At 55.0% G+C, this 25,294-nt stretch carries 14 protein-coding genes and 4 pseudogenes; 11 read left to right on the top strand and 7 right to left on the bottom strand.

The genetic code is table 11. The features are described 5' to 3' along the window. Positions 1-158: 158 nt before the first annotated feature. The 3 genes from HTIA_RS08745 to HTIA_RS08735 all read right to left on the bottom strand — a co-directional run bounded on the left by HTIA_RS08745 (position 159) and on the right by HTIA_RS08735 (position 2,937). Positions 159-431: a hypothetical protein gene (locus HTIA_RS08745; protein ID WP_008524498.1), complete on the bottom strand. Its 273-nt coding sequence runs from the start codon at positions 429-431 to the stop codon at positions 159-161. Positions 432-708: 277 nt separating this feature from the next. Next, on the bottom strand, positions 709-1,836 hold the full coding sequence (locus tag HTIA_RS08740; RefSeq protein ID WP_008524496.1) for a hypothetical protein: 1,128 nt from the start codon (positions 1,834-1,836) through the stop codon (positions 709-711). A gap of 3 nt (positions 1,837-1,839) precedes the next feature. Continuing rightward, positions 1,840-2,937 carry a hypothetical protein gene (locus HTIA_RS08735; RefSeq protein ID WP_008524494.1) on the bottom strand — a complete coding sequence of 366 codons (1,098 nt, stop codon included), beginning with the start codon at positions 2,935-2,937 and terminating at the stop codon, positions 1,840-1,842. Positions 2,938-3,262: 325 nt separating this feature from the next. On the opposite strand from HTIA_RS08735, the gene HTIA_RS08730 reads away from it, so the two are divergent. Then, the gene (locus HTIA_RS08730) at positions 3,263-4,990 is read left to right on the top strand and encodes a hypothetical protein (protein WP_008524493.1); all 1,728 of its coding nucleotides are present in this window, start codon (positions 3,263-3,265) and stop codon (positions 4,988-4,990) included. Further along, positions 4,987-7,968: an AAA family ATPase gene (locus tag HTIA_RS08725; protein ID WP_008524490.1), complete on the top strand. Its 2,982-nt coding sequence runs from the start codon at positions 4,987-4,989 to the stop codon at positions 7,966-7,968. Before HTIA_RS08730 ends, HTIA_RS08725 begins: the two co-directional genes overlap by 4 nt. Here HTIA_RS08725 and HTIA_RS08720 read toward each other — a convergent pair. Continuing rightward, positions 7,943-8,515 (bottom strand): hypothetical protein, encoded by a 573-nt coding sequence (locus HTIA_RS08720; RefSeq protein WP_008524488.1) that lies wholly within the window; start codon positions 8,513-8,515, stop codon positions 7,943-7,945. The two genes, HTIA_RS08725 and HTIA_RS08720, sit on opposite strands and share 26 nt — an antisense overlap. Before the next feature lie 212 nt (positions 8,516-8,727). On the opposite strand from HTIA_RS08720, the gene HTIA_RS16835 reads away from it, so the two are divergent. The 7 genes and pseudogenes from HTIA_RS16835 to HTIA_RS17295 form a co-directional block, all read left to right on the top strand. Further along, positions 8,728-8,868, top strand: a complete 141-nt coding sequence (locus tag HTIA_RS16835) for a hypothetical protein (RefSeq protein WP_008524486.1) — start codon at positions 8,728-8,730, stop codon at positions 8,866-8,868. Beyond that, complete coding sequence (locus HTIA_RS08715; protein WP_008524485.1) at positions 8,865-12,158, top strand: ATP-binding protein; 3,294 nt, start codon at positions 8,865-8,867, stop codon at positions 12,156-12,158. Before HTIA_RS16835 ends, HTIA_RS08715 begins: the two co-directional genes overlap by 4 nt. Continuing rightward, positions 12,155-12,772: a DUF7680 family protein gene (locus HTIA_RS08710; RefSeq protein WP_008524483.1), complete on the top strand. Its 618-nt coding sequence runs from the start codon at positions 12,155-12,157 to the stop codon at positions 12,770-12,772. The genes HTIA_RS08715 and HTIA_RS08710 overlap by 4 nt, the downstream gene beginning before the upstream one ends. A 7-nt stretch (positions 12,773-12,779) precedes the next feature. After that, positions 12,780-15,635, top strand: coding sequence for a DUF1156 domain-containing protein (locus HTIA_RS08705; RefSeq protein ID WP_008524481.1), 2,856 nt, complete (start codon positions 12,780-12,782; stop codon positions 15,633-15,635). A gap of 29 nt (positions 15,636-15,664) precedes the next feature. Further along, positions 15,665-19,273 (top strand): DEAD/DEAH box helicase, encoded by a 3,609-nt coding sequence (locus HTIA_RS08700; RefSeq protein ID WP_020936257.1) that lies wholly within the window; start codon positions 15,665-15,667, stop codon positions 19,271-19,273. Positions 19,274-19,461: 188 nt separating this feature from the next. Beyond that, a pseudogene (locus HTIA_RS17440) lies at positions 19,462-19,683 on the top strand (nucleoside-diphosphate kinase); the annotation flags it as partial. Positions 19,684-19,709: 26 nt separating this feature from the next. After that, positions 19,710-19,898 (top strand): annotated as a pseudogene (locus tag HTIA_RS17295) (nucleoside-diphosphate kinase); the annotation flags it as partial. Positions 19,899-19,941: 43 nt separating this feature from the next. Here HTIA_RS17295 and HTIA_RS15460 read toward each other — a convergent pair. Both HTIA_RS15460 and HTIA_RS08680 read right to left on the bottom strand, forming a co-directional pair. After that, on the bottom strand, positions 19,942-21,741 hold the full coding sequence (locus HTIA_RS15460) for a hypothetical protein (protein WP_008524474.1): 1,800 nt from the start codon (positions 21,739-21,741) through the stop codon (positions 19,942-19,944). Positions 21,742-21,747: 6 nt separating this feature from the next. Further along, on the bottom strand, positions 21,748-22,713 hold the full coding sequence (locus tag HTIA_RS08680) for a hypothetical protein (RefSeq protein WP_021029445.1): 966 nt from the start codon (positions 22,711-22,713) through the stop codon (positions 21,748-21,750). 547 nt (positions 22,714-23,260) lie between these two features. On the opposite strand from HTIA_RS08680, the pseudogene HTIA_RS17435 reads away from it, so the two are divergent. After that, positions 23,261-23,443: pseudogene (locus tag HTIA_RS17435) on the top strand (hypothetical protein); the annotation flags it as partial. Here HTIA_RS17435 and HTIA_RS17025 read toward each other — a convergent pair. Continuing rightward, positions 23,422-23,792, bottom strand: a pseudogene (locus HTIA_RS17025) (hypothetical protein); the annotation flags it as partial. The pseudogenes HTIA_RS17435 and HTIA_RS17025 sit on opposite strands and share 22 nt — an antisense overlap. A gap of 216 nt (positions 23,793-24,008) precedes the next feature. Between HTIA_RS17025 and HTIA_RS08670 the strand changes: the two are divergent. Continuing rightward, a complete protein-coding gene (locus tag HTIA_RS08670; RefSeq protein WP_008524470.1) occupies positions 24,009-25,112 on the top strand; it encodes a hypothetical protein in 1,104 nt (367 codons plus the stop codon). Positions 25,113-25,294 lie beyond the last annotated feature (182 nt).

Below are 25,294 nucleotides of genomic sequence, written 5' to 3'. Positions count from 1 at the left end.
CCCGTCGTTCCAATCGGGCGTGTTTCGGACCGGTGAGAAGCGTTGAATCCATCGAACACTCCCTACCAAGATATCGGTCTCACTTCACTCTTGGCGAGACTGACAGCTTAGGAGCGGCTTACCGGAAGCGGCCAAATAAATGGGAAAGGGCTGAGAACTCAGTCGACGGTCGCTAGCACCCGGACATCTGTGTCCGAGTGCCGTTCACGCTGAGTTCGAGCACCCCGTTCCTCTAGGAAGGCTTCGATCTCATCGGCGAGCGTATCGGCCTCCTCTCTATCGACGTGTACGATTAGTGTAGGTCGGTCTGGATCGTTGTTGTCGATGACAAGCGATACGTCTTTGAATTCGTCCGGCTGTCTATAAGCCTCGAATTCTTCGGCGACCTGGTCGGCCAGATCGTCCAGTACGTCAATTGGGTTCTCTGTCATAGATTGAATTTCGGCTTTGGAAGACTGTCCCATTTTGAACGAGTGGAAAAGGCGTTACTTTCAGAACCACCTCCATCAGATTAGCTCGAACGAAGCCTTCTCAGTACCAGTGTTTTACCGAGAACAATGACAAACCCCAGAGGGTACTAATTAGTGTACTTATGGATCGCTACCGGCGATATTGGGGACAAACACTACATAGCCACGCTCGACTTTCGCAATACTATCACCCGGATTACCAGCAGAGGCCGGGTCAAAATTCTCTACCCAGAAGTGGTTACGAAGACTCGTCTTCCGATTCCTCCGCTGGAAGGCCCACACCGAATTCGTTGAGCTGCTTCTGTCTGCCCAACTCAGCAGTAATTCGCTCTTCACATTCTTTACGGAGGTCATCTTTCAGATCCTCTATTCGCCAATCAACCCACTTATCCTCAAGAACCTGCTCCAGATCGTCTTTAGCCGTATAGTTCGATACCACCTTCAAATCAGCACGTTCGTCGTCCCACTCAGAGAGGAAATTAATGCGTTTACCCGACTCAATCAGGTTATCTACAATGTCCGTCACCCGTTCCTCAGGGTAGTTCAGTGAACTGCTCGAGACGTATGATTCGATATCTGCACGATCAACACAAGGATGTCGTCCTTCGACCCGACGTGCCTGTACTACGACTCGCAGTTGATCGACAATAATTGCGGTTGGTAGAACATCTGCCTGGCCAAAACTCGTGGTAACTCGGTCTAGCTCTCCGTTCAGCGCTGACACATCGTGCGTATGTCGGCGGTCTAGTTCCTGAAGCATCGCATCCGGATCGTCAGCCTCCAAGTTATCCGGGAAAGAGGTTGGGCGGGCTTGGCGAATCCACAGCTCGTCGTGGTGGGCGTCCACGACCCAAGTAATGAACTCGGCCCCCTCCTCAATAATGGCCTTCGCGATTTTGTCGCCGTGATTGACGTACGTAGAAACAACGAACTCCATATGGTCGATCTCGCTTCCAAGGTACTCCTCTTCGATGTGCTCTTTGTGGTTTTCTGCAATCTCTTTGCGCTCCTCAAGTTGATTCACCACATTATCGGCGCTCGCCGGGACCGAAGACTTGGCCTCACCGAAAATCACCTTCCCATCCAAGTTCCACAATAGGAAATCGAAGTTTGGAACGCCAAGTTCCTCTAGCGGTTCGGCGGTGAAGAACTTGTAGCCAGCCGGACGCCCCTGTACGAACGGGAAAATAGAGTAACTGATGAGCTTTCGATGTTGCCGTTGAACATTAATTTCCTCACGCAGGGTTTCACTCTTGGACTGCTCAGGGAACCCTTCGAGCTTATGCTCGACACACTTGCCGTAGAGCCCGCGATACTTTGTTTCTTGACCCTCAGGCACCGATTCAGGAGGGTCAACATTCGTCATACGTTAGGCTGCTGACTGAGACTCGTATAGTCGCATTTCGGCGCCTCCATCTAACAGCTGTATTACAGCTAGATAGAATTCGACGAGAGACGGGAACGAGCAGTCGTGCTTCGGCACGATACGCATCGACTCTTCGGTGGCACTCACATTGAATAGGGAGCCTCGGTTCTCGTCAGTAACCTGGGCAGAGAAGTCGAGCGATCCAGCCTGCTTGGTGACATCAGTAAAGCTGAAATTCAGGTCATCACTGTTCTTTGTGCCCTTGATAAAATTCTCAGCCTGCATCAACGACACTTGCTGATCAAAATCTATCTCACCAGAACTCACCTCCGGCACTTGTACTTTCAAGTTTCCCGGCACCACCTCCCGCTTCTCAAACTTAATCTGATTTGCTACATCCAGCAGCTCAAGCACATTCACCACGACCTCGCTCAGCAGGTCAAACAGGATATTGAAGCTCTCTTTGTTGACGCTTTCGAGCGTGAATTTACCGGACGTGTCGATTCGAATCGAGACATTCTCGTGCTCGTACTGAATTCGGGTCGGAACAACGCCATACTCGTCACGGAATTCATCCAATCGATCCCGACCATCAGCGCCCTTGTATTCGATTTCCCGGTCAACGTCCGGTCGCGTCCGAGCGTCAGCAAGGCTTGGCACTCGCTTTGATTTAAATTCGGAAATCCGCATATCATCGTAGGTACTGAGGACGATTTCGTTCATCGTCTGGAAGTCCTCAGTCATAATCGGCATCGGCGACAAGCTATCGCTGTGCTCCGAAACCGGACGGAGCGCCTGCCTAATCGCTTCCTCAGTTTCAGCAGTCAACACCATCTGAAGGTCGTCTTTGTACTGGCCAACGTAGAATTTGGCCGGCTGCTCCGCACCCTTTCGGTTCCTATACTCTCCGACGAACTTTGTGATACCGCCAAGTTCCTCAGTCTCGTAGTGGTCGTCAAGGTAGTCGCGCCAGCCGTCGTCAGAGAGATAGAGGAAAGATTTGATGCGCTGACCGTGGTACCCATCGAGGACACGCTCTGGCGAGTCGAAAATCACTCGGCAGAACTCCTTGAGATTGTATTGTCCTTCTGGGATATGCATTAGGTACCTCCGGCAGCGTTGCTTGTTGATTGTCGTACACCAGACCGTATATTAGTTCCCCATTCGTAGTGAAAGTGGAATTACGGTGTATAGTGGTCGATCATAGAATTCTACTCTGATCTCATTCAAATTCTTCTTTGTTGGTGGGGTTGATGTTCGACTTCCTGAAACATACGAGACAATTCAGAGTTGCATACCGACATCCGCGGCGATATGAGATTAGCCAACGATTGCGGGACCGTCGTAAATCGAGGCAGGCCAGAGACGACAGTTTGGGTAATATTGTACAGACAGTTTAAGTACGTAGATTCTAATTGTTCTTAAGATGCCGGACGGCGATGATATTCATTCGGTCGACAGGATCGCCGGGGAATTTCAGAGGAGTACATATTCTATTTTCGAGGACAGTCGCGAGAAAGACATCGCACTATGGCAGCCAGGGACCGTCGTCGAAGATATTCAATCACTCCCCAGCCCGAGAGAGGCGAAACAGAGGGCAGAGTCGTTCCTGAGTCTGGCGAATAGCTGCGACCTCGCGGTTGCTCCCGAGTGGAGTTACAGTGTGGATTGGGTGAGGGACCACAACGAACTGTTCGCCAACGAGAGCCCATTATTTGTCCTGGGCTGTCGTCCAGTAGAAATCGAAGAGATGCGGGAGACACTCGAAAACCTAAACGAAGACTTCCGCGTGATTGGAGAGGACCTACCGGACGAACCCGGCAAAGAGTTCGTCACCCCGACTATAATCCCGCTGCGTGCCGATGCGCTTGATGGTGTCGACGATCCGATAATCGTAATCCAGTACAAGACATACCCGATGAGCGAAGGGGCCAACCCTAACGAGGCCGACAACCTCGCATTAGGCAGCCGGATACATCACTTCGGTCCGTCGAGCGGTCCTGGAATCGTCGTCTGGACTTGTTCAGACCTACTGAATGAAGATCTTCGGGATCAAGTAATCACTTACGCACAGAGAGGCAACATCGTTGTACATCCACAGTGTAACCCGGAGCCGTTTCACCCCGAGTGGACCGACTTCCGCTCGCGTATATTCAATAACAGGAATGACGTAACGTACGTTTGTGCCAACTGGGGAAACGTCCCAGGTGTCGACGAGGACGAAGTACAGTGGGGGTATTCAGGTGTATATCAGAAGGCGCAAGAGTGGTCGTCACTCGTAAACTACGACAGAACATACAACAACGCAGGTTTGCACGGAGCGAGCTTGTCTAACCACGCTGAATACGTCTGGACGCTGGTGGACGACGGGGTGAGCAAACTGCGTGTACGACGAGAAGGGAACAGCTCCGCTCCAGCTCAGGCACGCCGACCAGAACCACAGATACTGAGTACATTCACCTGGGGCGGATCCGCGTATGACGAACCTCCGGGAGGGATAGACGAGTGCGGGTGTGAGGTCTGCGACAACTGCGACTGTCAGGAGTGCTCAAACTGCAGTCGATTGGAACGGCAGAGACAACTTCCCGACATGCCACGTGACGCGGAGATAGTCACTGCGGTCACACTCTGGCGCCTCGAGGTAGACGAGATGGACGGTCTCGATACGAGGTGGGACGTGCCGCTGGCGGCACTCAAGAATCTCCAAGGGAACGGAGATGAGGAACTGGGGCATTCGTTCGCGGTTCACGAACACCGCCGCGGTAACAGTGTGGAAAAGAATTCGAGACGACTCCTAGAGACATTCCAAGCGGCCAGCGAGGGGTATGGTCGTTCCGTTGACCCAGCGGGCCGATGTGGACCATTAGATATCCCGATTAATGCAACCGACAATGGTGAACGTGGCGTCGATATTTCGCTTTCGCGGCTTGACGATCCGACGGCTGGGACACGTCGACAACGCCTCACTGACATCGCCAAGTTATGGATCCATCAGGAACAGAGGAATTTCAAACCGCTTGTCTTGATGGTATCGGCTGCTGACACTCAATTGAAGGGAATAGACGGACTAGAGGACGTGACAAATGGCAAGGTTGAACCAGAAGACGTCACTGCGAGTGGTTCGCAAGTCAAATTTGTAGAGGTGAACCGATGACCGATATCCCCGCAGAGCTGGAAGAGGCTGGAGAGTTAACTACAGTCCAACCGAGGGAAGACAGCGCTGACGAGCCGGAAGGTATAGAGAGCCCGGGTCCGCTGTATCGAATAGAACGGACTCGGGAACAAGGGTTCGATGACGAGGTGTTGTTCGTGCGACTGCTGGGTGATAACGATCACGACTGGGAGACGCTACTGGATATAGACACACGACAGCTTGAATTGGAGTTCTACGACGACGATACGCCGAACCAATGGAACATTCAGCTTTTCTGGGTCTACGAGGACGAGAGTAAGCCTGACACCGAGTTTCGCCGCAAATTTGAGAGAAAGACGAAATTCGCCATCCGGCGGTGTGTCCCCTGCGAATCGCTAGAGGAGTTCCTCCGGCCGCTGGAGCACAGCCGTAGGGCACTATCCGAGGTGAACGACGAATTCGGGCGCCATGCACTCATCCAGCGGGTGACCGGCAACGGTCTGGGGTTCTTGTTCGATCAGAAGACCAGTATTGACCAGAAGTTCGAACGACTGTTAGAAATTGATATCGATGATGTCGGAGACATTCACGTCCAGTCGGCGTCACCGACGACCAACGATCGTCCATCGGCAGTCAACACTGTCGAACTGGGAGACTTCCGAAAAGACGCGTCCAGACGGGAGCTTGAGGCGTCGCAATTCACACTCCTATACGGCCGTAATGGGAGCGGGAAGACGAGCATACTCGACGGGATCACGATGGGACTCGTCGGTCAGACCCGACGTGACGACGAGCGTGTCGACTCCTACGACGGGCTGAGTGTCACGCTAGAGGATGATGACGAACCGCTTCCTATGGATTCGAAGTCAATCAACAATAGAATCGCCGACTGGTTCGGGTTCCGGCCGCAAGGGCCAGCGAGACGGCACGTCGAGTTCTACCGGGTCAACTATCACGAGGCCGGCGAGACGACGCGACTGCTCGAACCGTCGACCAACTTGGAGATCGAGCGAGTATTTAGGAACTTCCTCTACGGCGAAGATCTCGCGTATGCCACGAAAGAGAAGGACAAGCTTCTAGACCTGCTCGACGGGAAAATCGAGGATGCGGAAGAAGATATCGAAGAGGTCGAAGCGGAACGAGACAAACTCCAAGGCCGGCGAAACGAGGTGAAAAAAGCACTCTCGACGCTCGGAAGCGCCCGACGCGACCTTTCGTCGGCAGCGTCTGCGCTCGTCGAGAACGAAGGCGAACATGAAGATGAGGTGCCGCCAAGTGATCGGATCTCTCGGTGGCGAGACTGGATGCGACGGTTCGAACAGCTTGAGAGAGCACTCGACGCTACGGTGTCAGATCTGGCCTGGGAGACTACCCGCGACCTACGGTCGAGACTGAACGACGAGGTGGACCTTCTCAATCAGCAAAGGAAGGATCTCAACAATATCCGGGATCTGAAAGACGAGCGTCGACGGGTCGTCAAGGTCGCGAAACAAGCTAAGTCCGAGGACACCGTAGAACTGCCGTTTTCGACGTTCTTCACTGGACTCCTCTTCGTTGCCAATGGAATCAGCTGCGAGGATATACGGCGACTCGTCCGGGGAATCGAAGAGACGGATCTCAAAATTAACGAGGTCGAGTCTATACAGTCCGCCGAGCCGTGGTATGCGATTTTCGAGTCGGCACTACGTGAACAGCACGAAGATTTGGAGAAAACCCGCGACCGACTAGTAGAGCTCGGTGATCTTGAGGAACGTCGGAGAGAACTCCGTGAGCAGATCCGCACGGATACGGAGGAGTACCTCGAGATCACCGACGATGAAGACGTTCAACACTGCCCAGCCTGTTACGTCGAACAGTCTGCCGAGGACATCCGGACACGCGAAGAGCCCGAACACACACACGACGCGGGCGGTGTTCCGGAGAGCCTTATTGAGTCGCTGGAGAATGTTGACCAGGCGCTAGAGGTAGTCGAGAGTGGCAACCTGGCGGCCATTAACGACGACATCCGTCGGTACAGGAACCAACTGTGTGGCCTCGACGACGTCCCGCGGCTGTTCGGTTTCGTGGCGGACGGTGAAGAGGGAACCCTGTCTCCCAAGACGACTCCTGAGACGGTGGAGGCCATTGCTAGTCTAACACAGGACCAGACGGTCTACAACCGTTCGGCTGATGTGGTACTATCAAGCGTAATAGATGAGATCGAAAGCGGCATCGCAGAGCAAACTTCGGAGATGCGTGACTTCGATCCCGGTACAGAGATACAGCGACAGATCGACGACTGTGAGGATCGACTGTCGGCCGTTCAGCAGGGACTTGACGTTCTGGAAAATCAATGGCCGGAAGAACTGCTCGATGCCAGCCCCGCGGTCAAGTCTGACCTTCGGACGATTGAGTTTGCAGTCGAAGAGGCGGCGGAAGCCGCCGAATCAAAGCCAGCCTCGAAGCTATCAGACGAAATTGACACAAAGGCAGAGAAGATTGACCGTCTGAAAGATCGTATTGAACAATTGGAGGTGGCGCGAAAGCACCTCTGGGAAACGTTCGTGGGAGTTGAGAAGAGTCTCGACAAGGTGCTCGGAGAGTATACCGAGATAGTCACGATACTGTTCAAAGTATTCCAGCGCCCCTACGACTTCAAGCGCGTCGAACTCACTGACGACAACAAAGAACTTCAGGTCGTTCGGCGAGAAAGTGGGGAGGTAGTAGGAATAGATGAGATGAGTTCTGGGCAGCGGACGGCACTCGTGTTGGCTATATTTGTCACCAACAACCTGGCACACGACTCTGCGCCGCCGCTGATGCTGCTAGACGAACCGTTCGCTCACTTGGACGAGCTCAATACGCTATCGTTCTTCAATCTCGTGATTGAACTTGCAGTCCGGGGAGATCGACAGATCATATTCGCTACCGCGAACGACAACCTCGCCTCGCTACTGGAGCGTAAGGTTGGCGAGACCGAAGCGTTCGAACGGGTCAATCTGGAGAGCCATCCGAATTAGGAATTGAGTCTAGCTGATAGCCAGCAGACCACAGAAAGTCGCGGATATGCTGAGCCTCCTGCTCCTCCTCAGGGGAACTCGTCCCGAGTAGTTCTTCAATTACCTGCTCTCCATCCTCACAGAGAGTAATTGATTCATTGAAGGGTGTGTTCTCAAGTGGATCTCGTCGCTCATCAATCACAATCGGCTGCCATCCGCCCTGGTACTGGTATCGGTAGAGGGTGATAGTGCGGACGGTGTCTTCGTCGACGAAGAAGCTCGTTTGTTCGCGTTTGCTGGCGACCGCAATCTTCCCGCTGTCGAGATCCGAAGCAAAGTCCTCGAAATTGTGGAACTCAGCAGGAACCGGCCGATCAACGACGTGAGTGATAACTCCCGGCCAAGTAAACCCATAGACACGCTCGAAAATGCTGACACCAGTGTCGTCGGGAGAATCAAACATGAGGAGAAGATCGCCCAGCTTGAGTTCTGTACCGTCTACGCTGATATGCGATGAATATGGATAAGCGTCGCCGTCGTCGAGGACTTCAATATCTGGCTTCGGCATATTGTCCGAGTCTAATTGGAGCTACAAAGAGATGGCTAATAGCTCGGGATTGAATGTGAGATTGGCCAGAGGGACAGTATCATAGTCGAACCTCAGGCTTGTTGCACTCTACTCATCTTTAATATACCAAATGACTAAGTCTACTGTCTGTATACATCGTGATAACCTACTGTGCGCGAAACTCAGGGGACCGGACATTTCGTGATACAATTATGCCGATGATACGGGTACAGGACTGGACGAAAGAACAGCTAGAGGAGATCAAGGACGAGGAAGACCACACGTCCCTCGATTCAGTAATCAAGACGCTCCTCAAAGAACGCACCAACGAAACCACCTCGACAAACGAATGAGCGATACGCCCACAACCACCGGCACGACGAATCGCCCGCCGAGTATTTTCGACTCCTGCGAACCTCGACAGGACGTTCTCACCGGTGAACTCGCTGAGGACCAATTCGCGGCTAGCCTCGCGGACGTCGCCCACAGCGACGACGCTCCTGATGTCTACGCGGACCCTCGACTCTTCTTCGAGAAAACCTACCCCACTAGCGGTCTGCAGGAGCTTCTCACGCGTCTCGCAACCCGTTTCGTCGGCGCACATAACGACGACTACACCGGCACGAACGGCATTCTCCGACTCGACACCAGCTTCGGTGGCGGGAAAACCCACAACCAGATTGCCGCGTATCACCTCGCAGAATCGCCGAGTGCTGTCCCCGATCTGTCTGACTTCATCCTCGACCAAGACATCGCCGATGAGTATACTGACGCCGCTGCACTCGGTCTCGACGTCAACTCAGCCGTCTTCGTGGGCACACACGTCGACGCCGAGGACGCTCGCTCAAACTACGACGACCCTGACGCCCCCGCGACGAAGACGATGTGGGGCGAAATGGCCTACCAGCTGTTCGGACGGGAAGGCTACGAGTTCCTCCGCGAAAACGACGAGAACCGAACGCCTCCAGGAACAACCAAACTCGAGCGGCTCTTCGAGCGGAACGACAATCCATCGCTCATCCTCATCGACGAGATTGCCGCATATCTCGAGCAAGCTGCCGCTGTCGAAATCGGGGATTCGACGCTCGCGAAGCAGACGAATACCTTCCTGATGTCGCTGCTGTCCGCGACGCAGAACAACGACAAGGTCACTGTTGTCCTCAGTATCGCGGACACCGCCTTCGCCGACCAAGCCGAAGACGTCCGTGGTCTCGTCTCCGAGACCATCTCTGAGTTCAACAGTATCAGCGACCGTGTCGAGGGCTCCATCACGCCGACGGAGGACAACGAGATTGCCGCCGTCCTGCGACACCGCTTGTTCGAGAGCGTCGCGGAAGATGGGCGCGATGCGACTGTTGATGCCTATATGTCCCTCTACACGGGTGATCGTGACTCCTTCCCCGACAGTGCGACGAACCCGGAACACCGAGACCGCCTCGAAGACAGCTACCCGATTCATCCGACGGTCATCGATACACTCACAGAGGAGCTGGACTCCCTCCCGTCGTTCCAGCGCACTCGTGGTGCGCTCAAGCTCCTCTCCCGCGCAGTCTACCGCCTCTGGCAGCACCAGAGCGACTACCAAGAACGCCATTTCGTTCGTCTGTTCGATATGCATCCCTCCGATGGGGACGTTCGTTCGACGCTTCTCCGGCTGTTCTCGTCGGTCGACATGGACTTCGAGGCCGCAATCAAAGCCGACATCTTCTCGGAAGATGGCACGGCGAACGCAGAGGAAGAAGACCGGAATTGGGTCAAGAACGGACACCCTCCACTCGGAACACATCTGACGACGGCAATCCTCTGGAAAAGCATCGTGAAGGGCGCCGACGGGCGCGGCACTACACGCCGGCCTCTTCGACACGCGATTGCCAACACCGAAGTCGAACTTGCGCACTACGACGACGCTCTCAATAACCTCCTTGGAGAGGGACGTCGGTCTGCGTGTTTCTACCTGCACGGAGACAACGGTGAGAAGATCCAGTTCAAGTCAGAGCCGAACCTCACGAAACTCATCGATTCCGTCGTCGAGCAACTGCAAGACGGGCTCGCCCGACGGCATCTCGAGGAAGCCCTCGACGAGGCGCTCGGTCAGGGTAGTCTGAATGTGATTGTCGGACCGGAAGAACCACACGAGATCCCGGATACGGCCGACGAAGCGCATCTGTGCGTGATGGACTTCGATACGGTCACCATCACGGACTACGAGACCGTCCCCGAGGCAATCCAAACGCTGTTCAAGAATACAGCATCGTCGAGTGGCGGACAGAAGACGCCACGGGTGTTCAAGAACAACGTCGTCTTCCTCGCGGCGAGCGCGAACGACGTATCCGACGCGAAGCGGACCGCAGAGCGCGTCGCTGCCATCAAACACATCCAGAATAACCTCGGCGACCAGTACGAGCTCAACACCGAACAGCAGGACAAGCTCGGTGAACGCCTTGATAGCGCGAAGGGCACGCTCGATCAGGACATCAAAAAGGCGTATACGCATCTCTACTTCCCGACTGGAGATGGTCTGGCTCATCGGAACGTCACCACCGACAGCACCATCCATCAGAGTGTCATCGAGAAGCTCGATGAAGCAGGCGCGATCATCCCCGAAGGAGAGGACGCCTACGGTGTTGACTGGTTCGAGGCGACGATCTGGAACGTCGGCTCGACCTCGATGACGACGAGAGCAATCGAAGAACAGTTCGGGAAGCGCCAGGATGCGGAGATTCTCCTGTCACCCATCCCACTGCGAAAGACGATCGCCCAGCTCGTCCGTGAAGATGGGTACGCCTACTGGGACGAGGAGCAGAAGACCGGGTACTACACGCCCGAGACGGCGCTCACGGCAACCGATCACGAACTCGACGACGCGAAGAATCTGCACACGGGGCTCAGCTATCAGGACGTGAAGCTCTCGCAGTCGCACACACTCTACACCTCGCTCGATGAGCTGGTCGACGACGTCGGGAGTGAAATCGACTGGGAGGAACCTGACGAAGACGAAGAGCAAGAGGACGAGACTACTGACGACGATGATGAGGAGACTGGCGGTAGTAGCGGCGGCAGTTCAGGTGGCGATGACGAACCTGAGCCGTTCAGTAAACTCCTCGAAGTTCGCACCTCTGAGCCTGCACACGTCTCTCGGGCCCTGCAGGAAATGCGGGCTGACATCGCAGATGAGCTCACTAGCGCTCGTGAGGAATACGACGGACACCCTGACGAACTGACGCCCATCGTCGAAGGCGTCTGGATCCATCTGAACGGGGCCGATGCGTGGAAGGGCGCGTGGTTCACTGCGAACAAACTCAGCAACTCAGATGATTTCGCGGAAGACACCACGATGGACTTCGATTATGAAGCCAACGACGGTGCTGAATCGAAATCGGAGTTTGAGGTCGATTTCGAGGGACGCCCGGACGTCTTCGCGAATCACCTCCGGTTCAATATGGAACCTGAGGACCTCGCGAACCCGGATGGTGGTCGAACCGCTGAAGCAGAGTTCGCCATCGAGTTCAAAAAGGATGACGAACGAATTTATTCGGAAATGTTCGATTCGCTCGACGAACTGCTCGCTGTCGACAACGCATTCACCGTCACGATGCACACGCAGATCCGTGTGATCGAATCCAGCGAGGTGACCCAAGTATGAGCCAGGGCATCGCCGAGGGAAATTCGTTCGCCTTCACCACCGGCGCGTACGGGAATCGGCCGACGTTCGTGTTGACGCGTGATCGGGTCGACGACCAGCACGAAATCACACTCTACGAGCTGGCACCCCGTGATATCGCGACGGCTCGACGAGAACGGTTCGAGAGAGTGCAAAAAGCAGTAAGCGTCTCAGTACGTGAACTGGAGGAGGCCATTATCGGCGACCGTTCTCCGTCCGAACTCCCCGGAGCAGAGGACGCAGCGTACGATTGGGATGACTGGTGTGCGATTCGTATCGCGACGTTACGCGGCGGGGCGTTCAACGAGGTGAGTTTTCTCATCGAATCCACCTTCCGTGAGCTGAGTATTGATCCCGAGACCGTCTGTACAGGAGATCCAGCAAGCGTGAGTCTCCCCGAAGCGGCCGGTGTTCGGCTTTCGATCGCGTTCCGTGCGATGAAGCCGATGCGACGCCGAGACCGTCTCCGTGAAGTCGCAAAGGGAATCGACCAGATGAGTCTGGGTGAATGCTACTACTGGCACGCCAAGGCTCGTTCACCGTCCTCCCCAAGCGGTACGAAAGCACTTCGCGTCTTACTCGCCGATCATATCTAATAAACCAATGTCTGAGCAATCATTCACCGACGAAGAGGGTGTACCAGATACCGTCGCCATCGAGTCGAAGCTACCCTTGAATGCAATCGACATCGAGAGCCAGAAAGACATGGAGTCAGGGCGCTACCACTCCCTCCGGAGCCTCCACAAGTGGTTTGCCGCCCGGCCGACGCCGGCAGTCCGGCTTGCCGTTCTCGCATCGGTGTATCCAGGTGAGATCGACTCCGACGAACTCCTCCGGCTGATGAAGATCGGGCCGAAGGAACTCGACAGCGGTCTCGCAGAGTTCGTCGAGAACAAGTTCACCGAGGAGAAGGGGAGCGGCACCCTCGACGACCACTACGGCTATCCGAACCCCAACACGCAGTCCCCCACGAAGGCGGAGATAGAGAAGCTGCAGGGAACGCTCCGGGAGGCTTGGGGCGGGGAGTTACCGACGATCCTTGACCCAACTGCTGGCCGAGGCATCATCCCCTTCGAGGCGATCCGCTATGGCCTCCCGGCGAAGGCCAACGAACTGAACCCCGTCCCGTCGCTCATCCTGAAAGCGGGGTTGGAGTATGCGCCGAAGGTCGGCTCACTCGACCCGGATATCCGGGAGTGGCGAGACAAGATCCACGAGACAGCCAAGGAGAACATCGAGCCATACTACCCGACGGAGGAGCCGGACCGGCAGATCCTGAACTCCGCCCTCACGTACATCATCCAGTGTGATTCCTGTGGAGGGGAGATCCCACTCGTCTCGAAGTGGTGGCTGAACAAGGACTCCGACGGTGGAGATGTTACAGTACCAGTATACGAAGATGGAGCAGTTCGCTATACGTATTCTCGGGCAGAAAGTTCTCCAGACGGATTTGATCCTGATGAAGGTCCTCTTCGAGGAGAAAGTGCCGAGTGTCCTTACTGTGGGGTCATCAACCAACAGGAAAGCGTACAGCAGAAGATCAAAAGTCAAGACTTCGAATTCAGCATATACGGAGTAAACTACGAAACAGCCACAGGAGAGCGCAAATATAGAGCAGGGAACGAACTTGATGAACAGGGGATGGCAAAGGCAGCCGAGCGAGTTGAATCTGACTTTGACCTTCTAACCTTCCTGAGTGAGCCGGTTGACGTGAGTAGCCGGATCAGTGATCCCAGTAGTTATGGAATGGAAGAATGGCGAGACATATTCACCCCTCGGCAACTCGTAGTCCAGTACGAATTTTATAAATCATTCGAGCAGTTCAAACCAGAGATTCGTAGTGAGTACGATGATGAGACGGCAAATGCCCTCCTAACAGTACTCACTCTGTCTGCGAGCCGGTCTATGAACTACAACACTCGACTGAACCAGTGGCGAGACCTATTCGGCTACGGTAGCCACCTCTTCACCGATAATAACCTCATTCTGAAGAAAATGTCTGTGGACAACAACTTGTCTGCACCACGGCGAGGATATCGGAAGCACTCCGACCATGTTATCGATTCTTATGAGACCCTCGTTTCTTACGTGACTGACATGGAGCCGGCTGATGTGCTCTCTTCGGATGCTGCCGATCTGACCTCTCACTGGGAGCCGGGAAGCGTAGATGCAGCAATCGTGGATCCGCCGTACTACAGCAGTATCATGTACGCGGAACTCTCGGACGTGTTCTACGTCATCCAGAAGGAGTATCTGGAGGATGTCCACCCCGAGATTTACGGATCGAACCTCACCGACAAAGACAACGAAGCGGTGGCGAACCCGTACCGGTTTGAGGAGATCGCCGACGACGAGCAGTCGAAGGACGATCTCGCAGACCAACACTACGAGAGCAAGATGGAGGAGATCTTCGCAGAAGTGCAAGAACTCCTCAGCCCCGGCGGTGTGATGACCGTCATGTTCACCCACCGGGAGATGGACGCGTGGGACACCCTCACCTCTGCGCTCATCAGTGCGGGGTTCACCATCACCGCCACCCACCCCATCAAGACGGAGATGTCCGACCGGATCGGCGTCCAAGGCAAGGCCAGCGCCGACAGTTCCATCTTCCTCGTCGCTCGGAAAGAGGAGGCCCAATCCCCTTCACGGACGCTCTGGGAGGAGGTCCAGGACGACATCCGACAGGCGGCCCGGGACCAAGCCGAGGAAATCCTCGATTCAGGCTACAACATCTCGAAGACGGACACGGCCATCGCCGCCTACGGCCCGACGCTCCAGAAGTACGCCGAGGAGTATCCCGTCGTGAACAAGAAGGGCGAGGAGATCCGGCCCCGGGAGGCGCTGAGTCAGGCCCGAGAGGCGGTCACTGGCGTCCTCGCAGAGCGGTTCCTCAAGACGGACGGTATTGAACAGATTGACTCGCTTTCGCGCTGGTACATCCTCTCCTGGCTCATATACGAGAACGACACGATCCCCTACGATGAGGCGCGACAGCTGGGCGTGGCTGCCAACGTCGATATTGACAACATCAAGCGTTCAACAAAAATCTGGGGTAAGAGCGGCAAAGACATCCAGCTAAAGGACCACACTGATCGTGTCCAAGATATCGTCATGCTGAAGAGCGACAGCGCAGATAATCCGTCCTCTCGGAAGTACCCGGTAAACCCGACTGACACACGGTTTACCTACAACATTGATGCTGTCCACTCAGCCATCCACGTCTACGAGCGGGAGGGAGCGCGCGCAGCTTGGCAGTGGCTCTCGGATCGAAACCTCAAGTCCAATCGGGAGTTTGAGGTGACAGTTACCGCGCTACTAGAAGTGCTCCCCGCTGAATCTGATATGCGTGAAACTCTTGTTAATCTCGTCTCTGGTGAGACCGGCGATTACCTTGACATCAACCTCAGTCATATCGATATGACGAAAGAGGGGCAGACCGAGCTCAGCGATCACCAATAATGACCCTCAGGAACGTCTCGTGGGAGCCGGTGTACGAGAGCGAATTCCGGACCAACCGGACGCTCATGGAGACGTTCTACCGGCCATTCCTCAACGAGGTTATCCGCTACGACCGGCTCGCCGGCTATCTGAGTCTGCGTAGTCTGGCGCACGCTCTCGAAGGGGTTGACTCCCTCCTCGAGACTGATGGAACAGTACGTGTCATCGCTGGAGCCGATCTCCAGAAACGCGAGAAGGGAGCGATGTTCCCTGACGCAGATGAACCCCTCGAACCGTGGGTTGAGTCCCAGCTCACCATCATCGCGACCCTCCTCGATCGCGGCGACCTCCAAATCAAGGTCGGCGACCCCAAAGGCGGTGACGGACTCTTCCACCCGAAGCTCGGCATCGGTGTCGATCGCGAGGGCAACAAGATCAGCTTCGAGGGGAGCATCAACGAGACGCTCAGTGCGTGGCAGTACAACTACGAACGCTTCAAAGTTCATCGCTCCTGGAGCCGCGGCGAGGCGAAGTATGTCGAGGAAGACGTCTCGACGTTCAACGCACTCTGGAACGGCTTCCACCCCTCCGTCGATGTCTTCGAGCTCGACGAAGCTGCACGCCAAGACCTCATCGACTGGAAGGACACCGATGGAACACTCGAGGAACACGTCGAGCGGGTCCAGAATCACGATCCCCAGACGACGGTGCCCGAAGACGATACCGCTGGCGTCGTCTCGGTCGCCGGACGCACACCGGGAGGAATCCATCTCGCAGAGGAAATCAGTACTGTCACCCCCTGGCCCCATCAGCGAACGATCTCCGATACAGCAGTCAGTATCTACCCGAACAACCTCCTGTTCTGTGACGAGGTGGGCCTCGGCAAAACCATCGAAGCAGGCCTGACCCTCTCACGGCTGATGCAGGTCGGAGAGGCTGAGCAGGCGCTGTTTCTGGTTCCTGCAGGGTTGGTACAGCAGTGGCAGAACGAACTCCTCGACCGCTTCAATATCCACGCCTACTATCACGAACGATCCTACGACGGCGATTACATGATCGGTCCTCTCGGAGACACGGAGGATCACCGTATCCCCACATCCGGAGCGGTGGACGCCGACGCATGGGAGAACACGCCGATTGGTTCGTTCGTTACAGAGAGAGATGAGCTAACCGTCGTAATCGAGTCGTGGCATACCGCCCGCCGCGAGGGTAATCAGGAACACGTCGCTCCACGCACCGACGAGAGTGTGTGGGATCTCACGGTCGTCGACGAGGCACACAGTGCTCGCGAGGAGACGAAACTCTACGACCTGCTCGGACAGGCCGAAGAGGCCTCCCGGTGTCTCTACGCTCTCACAGCGACGCCCATGCAGCTGAATGTTGGCGAGCTCTACGATCTCCTTCGACTGTGCGATCTTCCAGAGGGTTGGGACGACAAGGACCGATTCGTCGAGTTCTTCGAAACACGGCAAGCACTCGAAGATAGCCTCAGTACCGTCGGCTCTCGCTATCAGAATATAGCCGATGGACAGCAACAGGTTCTCCAACAGTTCCAGAAAGAGCTCGATCTGGAGGAGGACGAAGGCCGACCGAGAATTGAACGGTTCGGGAAACTCATTCACGAACATCTCACGTCGAATCCCGGCTACGACGAGCAGGCGAAGGCGCTAGTCGAGGCGACGGACACGGAGTCAATTCAACAGCGGAAAGCCCTCGAGAAACTCGTCGGCGTGCGCGAAACCTCCCCTCGCTTTGACGATCCTCGCTCGCTCATTTTCGACTGTGGGCCAACGGAGTGGAGCGCACTTGTGGAAGCTTCTCAGTGGGCGACACCGGTTCAGTCCCGCATCTTCCGGAATACTCGAGCGGTCTTGGAGCAGTGTCAGGATCTGGGGCTCCTCGACGATACGGTTCCGACTCGGGATGTCGAGACAAAACGTATCGAGCTGGGTGACGCAGCCCCGCTGTACGATCAGGTGGAGCAGTATATTGATGAGACGTATAAGCAATCGCAGAAAGTCCTGACGGGGAAGGAGAAGCTCGCGTTGGGCTTCGTGATGACTACGTATCGTCAACGCCTGACGAGCAGTCTCCACGCCATCAAGCAGAGCCTCCAGCGCCGGATGGAGAAGCTCGACGAGAAGGTTGAGGACATGACCGAGGAAGTCTCCGAGCTTAGTAGGGACGCCGGAGTGACGGAGGCGACCATCGACGAGGCGATCGGCCAAGCGTCCCTCGACGCCTATCAGCCAAGTAGTCGTGGTGCCGCCGACGTGATTCAGGCGGAGCGGACGGCCCTCCAAGAGTTCGTGGACGATCTCAGGCAAGCCCACACCGACCCGAAGGTAGCGCAGCTGCGCCGCGACATTCGCTCACTCCGTCAAAGCGCCCGTGATAACATTATCATCTTCACGCAGTATCACGACACCCTCGAGCATATCCGTGAGACGCTGACAGACACGCATCCAAACGTCGGTACGTACAGTGGTGGTGGCGGGATGCAGTACGACGAAACAACCGGAGAGTGGGTGAACGTCGGTAAAGAGGCGATCAAGCGCGATTTCACTGACGGGGATACCAATATCCTGATCTGTACAGATAGCGCGAGTGAGGGGTTAAACCTCCAAACTGCGGATGCGCTGATCAATTTCGATTTGCCGTGGAATCCGATGCGGGTTGAACAACGCATCGGTCGAATCGACCGTATTGGCCAGAAGAACGAGGTCGTGAAGGTCATCAACTACGCCTACAAGGACAGCATCGACGGCGACATCTACGAGGAACTGGAGGGACGGCTACAGCTGTTCGAGAACGTGGTTGGACCGATGCGTCCGGTACTGAACAGCATCGAGCAGGACATCAAAGACGCCGTTATGGGTAGTTCCGGGTCAGATGACACCAGAGATGCAAGTGAGCAAGTCGTCGAAGAAGCGGACTCACGGGCAAAACGTGCCCAGGAGAATGCCGAGGAGACCGGGCTAGCAGGTGAGCCAGAAGAGGTATCGACGAGAGAGGCGATAATCGAGAGTTCCGGACTTGACGGGTGGGAACCCTATTGCTATCCCGCATTCGATGAGATCGGGACCGGTGATCGGTCGTATGAACCGTTGGTGAGCTTAGAGACGATCGAGACACAACTTACGCAAAGCGACCGCCTCGAAGAGACAGAATGGTCGTTTACCGCCCTCCGGAACCATGACCGCGCCGACGACTTCGAAGATATCGTCGACGATGCATACGTTCTGGAACTGCCGGAGGAAGATGCAGTAGCAATGCCGGATTCGCTCGGAGAGACAGCTCAGGCAGAGCTTGGAGGGGGTAGCGGTGTTGTTGTGACGTTCAACCCAGAGATTGCTGAGCAGTTCCCGTCGATTCGGCTGCTCCTACCTGGAGATCCACTATTCGAAGCGCTCGTCCGCGAAGCAGCTCCAGCAGAAGTCGATAATGTGGAGTTCGTCTGTGGTCAGCGTGGAGAGAGTGGATCGTCTGTTACCCGAAGTAGTCAGGTCGCCGAAGCCAAACAAGCGACGGTTGTAGAACCAGCTGTAACGAGTGAGAGTGTGAAAAATCTCCTCGGTGGGACGAACTCGGTCTCAGATATCGACGATGCAGAGCAAACTGTCCTGAACTGGTTATCCCAACTTCCAGCTGCAGAGTAGAGGCACTTTCCAGAATTAGAGGGTTTTCCGGAAGTTCCCGGAAGGACGATGCTTTCACAAACAAAATCGCCGGACATTATCGTAATGGGGTGGTTATGGGATCATCAAATTGAGTTATTCCGGAAGCAATTCGGTCACTATTTTAGCACTAGCCAGAATTTCTACGTTTTGGAGCCCGTAACAATGATATCCCCGAACGGTCTCGGCTGCTGGTGAAGCCGGACGTGGTGGAGCGTGACTTGACCAGCGAGGTGTTTCGCTGCGTCATGGAAGCGGGGCTTTCGATCGAACAGTTCCGGACGGTGACGCCGAGCCGGGGACTGGTGGAAGAGCAATACGACGAGCACAGCGGGAAAGATGTCTTTGAGCCGCTGGTCGACTACATCGCGGAGAGTAAGATCCACGCGACGGTGATGTCTAGGGGGATGCAGCATCACAGCTGCGCGACACCGCTGGGGATACGGAGCCAGTGTCGGCCGACGAGGAAACGATCCGTGGCGACCTCGGCGACGACTCCTATGAGGCCGCTGACCAGGAAGGCCGGGCGTTGCAGGACTTGGTGCATGCATCGGAGCCGGACATCGCTGAAGGCGAACTTCGGCTTTGGTTCCCCGAACAGTTGTAACTCGACAAGCCGAGGCTCAACAGCGTCATCTATCTGGAACTCGTTAGAAGGTCCAGAGTGACGTTTCAACCAGGAAGCGTAGCCCCAACACACCGAATCCAGCCGTTACGCACCCAATCATGTACTGGTAGTCGAAATACTCCTTTTCACCGTGGTACTGCCAGATACCGATCAAGCCGATCAAGGATGCAGCGCCTACGGTAGTCTGCATACTGGCAACCGGGTAACCAACAAAGGACCAGATAGCTAGCCCAGCCCACGTAACCATCAGTAACCGGAATATCAGGGCTAGTCGCTCCTGCGCCCACTTTTCTTTCTTTTTCGCCATACAAATATAGGAGTCCTTCCGCCCCTCCAACTCCTCGAAGTCGAATATCTGCTCGCTAAAACGGCGGATTTCGGCCTCATACATCTCGTAGTCCTTCTTAACCTCTTCCCGAAGTCCAGTCAGGTCTTCGATTCGATCCTGGATTAACGGGAAATAGATCCCGACCAGAACAACGACGATGAACAGGCTGAACGGTGGTACATAGGTCACGTTGTTCCAGCGGAGAACGAGAAAGAGGTTCGCCACGATGGTCCCGATGAGCGTGAACAACAGCGTCTGGATCTGCCGGGAGAGCTGTGTGGCCGCATTGGAGACACGACTCGTCAGCCCGGTCATGAAGGAGTTAATCTGCTGGATTGCGTCGCTCAAATCGTCGAAGTTCTCTTCAATAGCATCTACCTGCAGATCCTCGTAGTACTCCCGTACCTCCTCAACGTGTTCCGGCAAATCGAGCAGATCGTCGCAGGTGTTGGCTATCGCGAGTCGCCAAAAATCCCGGAACGCTGCTTTGTCTTCGTGTTCCGCGTAGATCTCGTATGCACGTACGAGTCCTTCGATTTCGGCTAAATCGTGGTCGCGGCTCGCATCGTGAGGGTCCACCTGTTTTGTAAAGGTCGTCGGCTCTGAGGTGACGGTGAACTCTATCGCTCCGTTCTTTACTTCGACTGCCGATGAGAACACCCCGTAAATGCTGTACACCAGCACGGGCTGGAAGCCAGGAATCACGTCTCGGACCGGGATGACAGCAGCAGGAGGAACTGGAGACAGGTCATCGTGCCAAACGGTGCTCTTACGGGCCCGCTGCATGGCTTCCTGATACTGGTCACGGCTATCAGCGAGTTCCTGACCCTCCAACTCGTCTACATCCTCTAATGTGGTGACAACCGAAGCATCGAAAATAGAGCTAAAACTGCTTTCAAAGACGAATACCGGCAGTTTCTCGAACGCAAAGAACGCATCAATTACATCAGCTATCGACTTGCTCTCCACCCACTGGCCAAGCGTGTCTGGATCGGGCCAGAGGAACACGTCGATCTCACTCTGAAGGACGCTCGGAAACGTCGAGATCAGCTCATCTTCAATAGTCGATTTATCAACAATTCCGGTTAGCGTGACGCTGTGACCGTCATTGGTGTGGAGACCGTCGACGAGTGTGTGAACGAACTCGACTGCTCGCTCGATATTTGAATCACGGTAGTTATTGAACCCTCGCTCGGACCGGTCGTGGTTGGTAGATAAGTCTAATTCGGCGAGTTCTTCGAATCCATCACTGTGCGTCACGACGCCCGTCCCACTTTTTCCAAAGAGTCGAATCGTCGGGCTATCGGTTCGGAGCTCGAAATCAGTAAACCACTCCGGGTGAGTGTGGACGGCCTCAATCACATCGAAGAGTTTGTCTCTGTCAAGATCCGATGCTGTTACGGTGAATCCGATGTCGGTCAGGGTGGTTTCTCCCTCGCCCTCGGACTCGAGAGACCGGACCAGCTGCAGTACTTCAGTAAGGTCAGAAGGCATACCCAGTTAGAAGAGATCGCTAGGGCGAGGCAGGTCGTCGATTTCGTCGAACACGCTGCGCTTGTTCCTACCGGATCCAACCGTCATCTGTGGCTGTGTCCCTGATAGAACGACGTAGTACGTATTACCCTCTTTCGCCAGTTTGACGTTTTCCTGCTGTTGGAATTCACTCAGCGGGATCTGGAAGGAAGTGTTCGCGATCTCGATAGAGACTGTCGCCTCTTGCCCGACCTCGTCGTCGAACTCCTCTGCCGCGAAGTCAATGAAGCCATCTAACGAGTCGAACTCTCCAGCTTCGCCATCCATCCGCTGGCTGATAGAGCCCTCGACGAGTTCGTCTGGGTGCTTCTCTTCTTCGAGCCGGAGGAACCGCCACCAGTATTTCGCGTAGTGTTGGCTGCCGTCCCGTTGATAGACGTGCGCCTGCTCAGAGTCAGATTCATTCTCGAACTCGTCATAGAAGGGGTAGATGATGCTCTTGTCTGTTTCTTCCCGGATAATCCGCTCGTGCTCTACGAACATTTCGTCGGTATCGATCTCGTGTGCATCGGGTAGGAACGGTGTCTTGATCACCGCCACGAAATCTCGGTCATGTTCTTCAAACGGTGCGACGATGATCAGGTCGGAGCGAGATTGAATTTCGGTGATGTACCAGTCGGCGATGTACTCGCTGTATCGTTCGATATCCCCATCGTTTCTGATCTCCTCGAGCACTTCGATAACAGATTCGCCATCATCGGTTCGCCCCACCTCGGCCTCGGCGCTGAACCGGTGGTTTCGGGCGCTTTTCGAATCCCCGTATTTCTTATCAAGTGCCGTATCTATAAGTTCTTCACAGATACGGGAGGCCTCAGCGCCGGCGTCAGCGTTGAGATCTTCATCGCGGAGAACGCCTACAGTTGAAGGATCGGGACTATTGTCACCCTCCGTTTTCACACAGCTATAAACGCCGATACCCGTAACCTCAACCATGGTGCCATTTCCCAGGAATTTGTCTTATAGCTTGTGCTACGTCCGGAAGATTATGTATTTAAACTAGAGTTGGGAGATAGGATGGCCGGTCCTCTAACCCCTATAATCTGCCTGACCCCGAATTGGCGGGCGGTATTGCGTCCCTCCCTGCCGAGGGATAGTCTACACAACCTCTCCCACATTGTGGGATATGAACACAAGTCCATCGAATGGTTGACGCCTCTTATTGGCGGCCAGAGTCAGTGTGGGCGAGATCGGAGGCTCCAGCCCCGATTAGGGTTACAACCGGAAGAGGTCCGATAACTAGGTAGCCCGACCTTCCGGCCGGATATGGATGTATTTCAGTTGTAAAGTATTTACCAACACATCGCCAGCAATATGGGCTAGAGGTAGAACACGGAGATCACTGAATTCAGGAACTATTCTCGGAAACTGGATACAAACAGAGACTACTCGGGACTGTACTGGGATTGGAGGAAATCAAGTCTTTCCTGAACGCGGAAGCGCCATGCCGTGGCTTATTGGGAATGTGAACCTCTAGTCGAGTATGGGGAACACGCATGTGTTGAACCGATTGGCGGTGAACCAGCCGACACAGGGCGCTGACCGTAATTAGGCCCTTGCTGATCAATCCGATCCGGCCACGGACGCAAACCTGTTGCCGTCACTAGATGACGGCATCACGCTGCACGACATCGAAAGAGGTCGTGGCGTCCCGTCGATGCTCTCCTCGCGGAGGATCTCCTCCCGAGGCTCGTAGACGTTGACCGGGTTGATGATCGCGTAACTGCTGTGAGAACGTGGAACAACGGGTCCGCCTCCGTGTCCTCATCTCGGGCCTGCTCCCGAGTTCGACTTGGCTCGACGAGTGCGTTGAACCACTCCACCTCGCCCCACTCGTCGGTGTACAGATTTTGGTACGCCACGGTCGTCTCGGCTGCCTGCGAGAGATCACGAATTGCCTCGGCGAAGGTCACGGGGTCTGGATCTCCATGACGCTCTCGGTACCACTCGGGTAGTTCGGTGTCAGTACGTCCGTCACCGCCAAAGAAGATGGTTCTGGACTCTGGATCTTTCATCTTGGTCAACTCAGTTGAGGAACCTCCGTCGACTTACGACTGCATCGTCCCGCGCCCTGCGCCCCTCTTCCGGGCGCATTAAAACTCAACTTAACCAACATCCAAACCATATGGATTGGTTGTTGGTTAATTCATCTTGGTCGCAAAGGTTCGATTCACGATCCTTAACTGATCCATAAACGAAAGGATTAGGACACGCCGAATCACCTTCAGACCATGACCGAAGAACTTGATACTGTGTATATACGGCACAGAATCAACTGCATAGCAGAGGCTATTGAAGACATGTATCAAGATGACCTGATTGCTGTTCACTATTCAAATACTCCGATTACCACAGATCCCGACGAATGTGCGGGACGGTACGAGGAAACTGGAACGGAGAATTATCGAAAACTCGGTAATAAAATAGAGGACCTCAAAGACTGGGCGGAATCTGGGGCTCTCGTGGGTGCCGACTACGGTTCTGGCAGTCTAAATCTTAAAGGTGGTATGAAGATTGGGACTGTCAGGCAGCCAGATGACAGCTCTCAGGCCCACTTACTATTGATTGGATGCCGAGGGTCAGAATGTGTGGGACATCTAGAGGTACCAGTCGGTACAAGTGAGTCGGAGGTTCTTACCCGTGCTGAAGAGTCTTCCAGTCCCCTCTATGAACTCTTCCAAAATATCGATGATATAGACGACGGATATGTCTATACTGGGCTTCAACTTGTGGACTCTCGGTGGGTCTGGTATCGTGACTACCCGGTTCTTTCGGCTAAACTCCCTCGGGGAGCACTGGGTACTTGGGACAACGGGAATATGAAATACCTACGAGCAGCGTATAACGGCGCCACCACCCTTACCGGGATCTTGGGAAATCAGGCTAGCGCTGAAGAAAAAGCATGCTTCTTGGCACCGGGGCAACTCGAAACGGTTTGTCTCGAATATCTTCGACAGGAGTACACGCACTTCCTTCAGCTGTATAGCATCGGTGAAAACCTTCCACCCGGTAGCGAATTGCGCGATATCGACATTCTCGGTCGGAGCCATCCAGGGGAAATTAGTATTGTCGCGCAGGTAACCCATGAAACGGACGCTGATGAGCTGAATGACAAACTGACAAAGCTGGAGGGATATGCTCGTTCAACAACGAACGCAAGGTTGCTATTTTTCGGCCCGCGCGCTGGTTGTGAGAGCCACGATGTGGTGATCCCTGAATCAGTGGAGTACATCTCAAACGGCGAGGTGTTCACGAAGCTGGAGCAACTCAAACCAGCCCTCCTCGATGCAATGCTAACGTCCCCGCCGGAAGAGGAGGGCGAGTCTCCTCTATAATCTGTATCAACGGTTGATCAGCATCACCAGAGAGCCCTTCCCGATCGTTGTACCGCTCCAGTTCGGGCCCGATTTTCTCGAGAGCCTCGAAAACTCGTTCGACGAGTGGGGGGTGGCTCGCGCCAGTCGAAGCGTCTCCATCAGTACTCCCCCTCGGGGGGTTCGATGAAGTCGTTGGTCGC

Source organism: Halorhabdus tiamatea SARL4B (genome assembly GCF_000470655.1).
In the GTDB taxonomy this organism is placed as follows: Archaea; Halobacteriota; Halobacteria; order Halobacteriales; family Haloarculaceae; genus Halorhabdus; species Halorhabdus tiamatea.
Note: the sequence above shows the minus strand (reverse complement) of the source record. Positions and strands in the feature narration are given on the sequence as shown.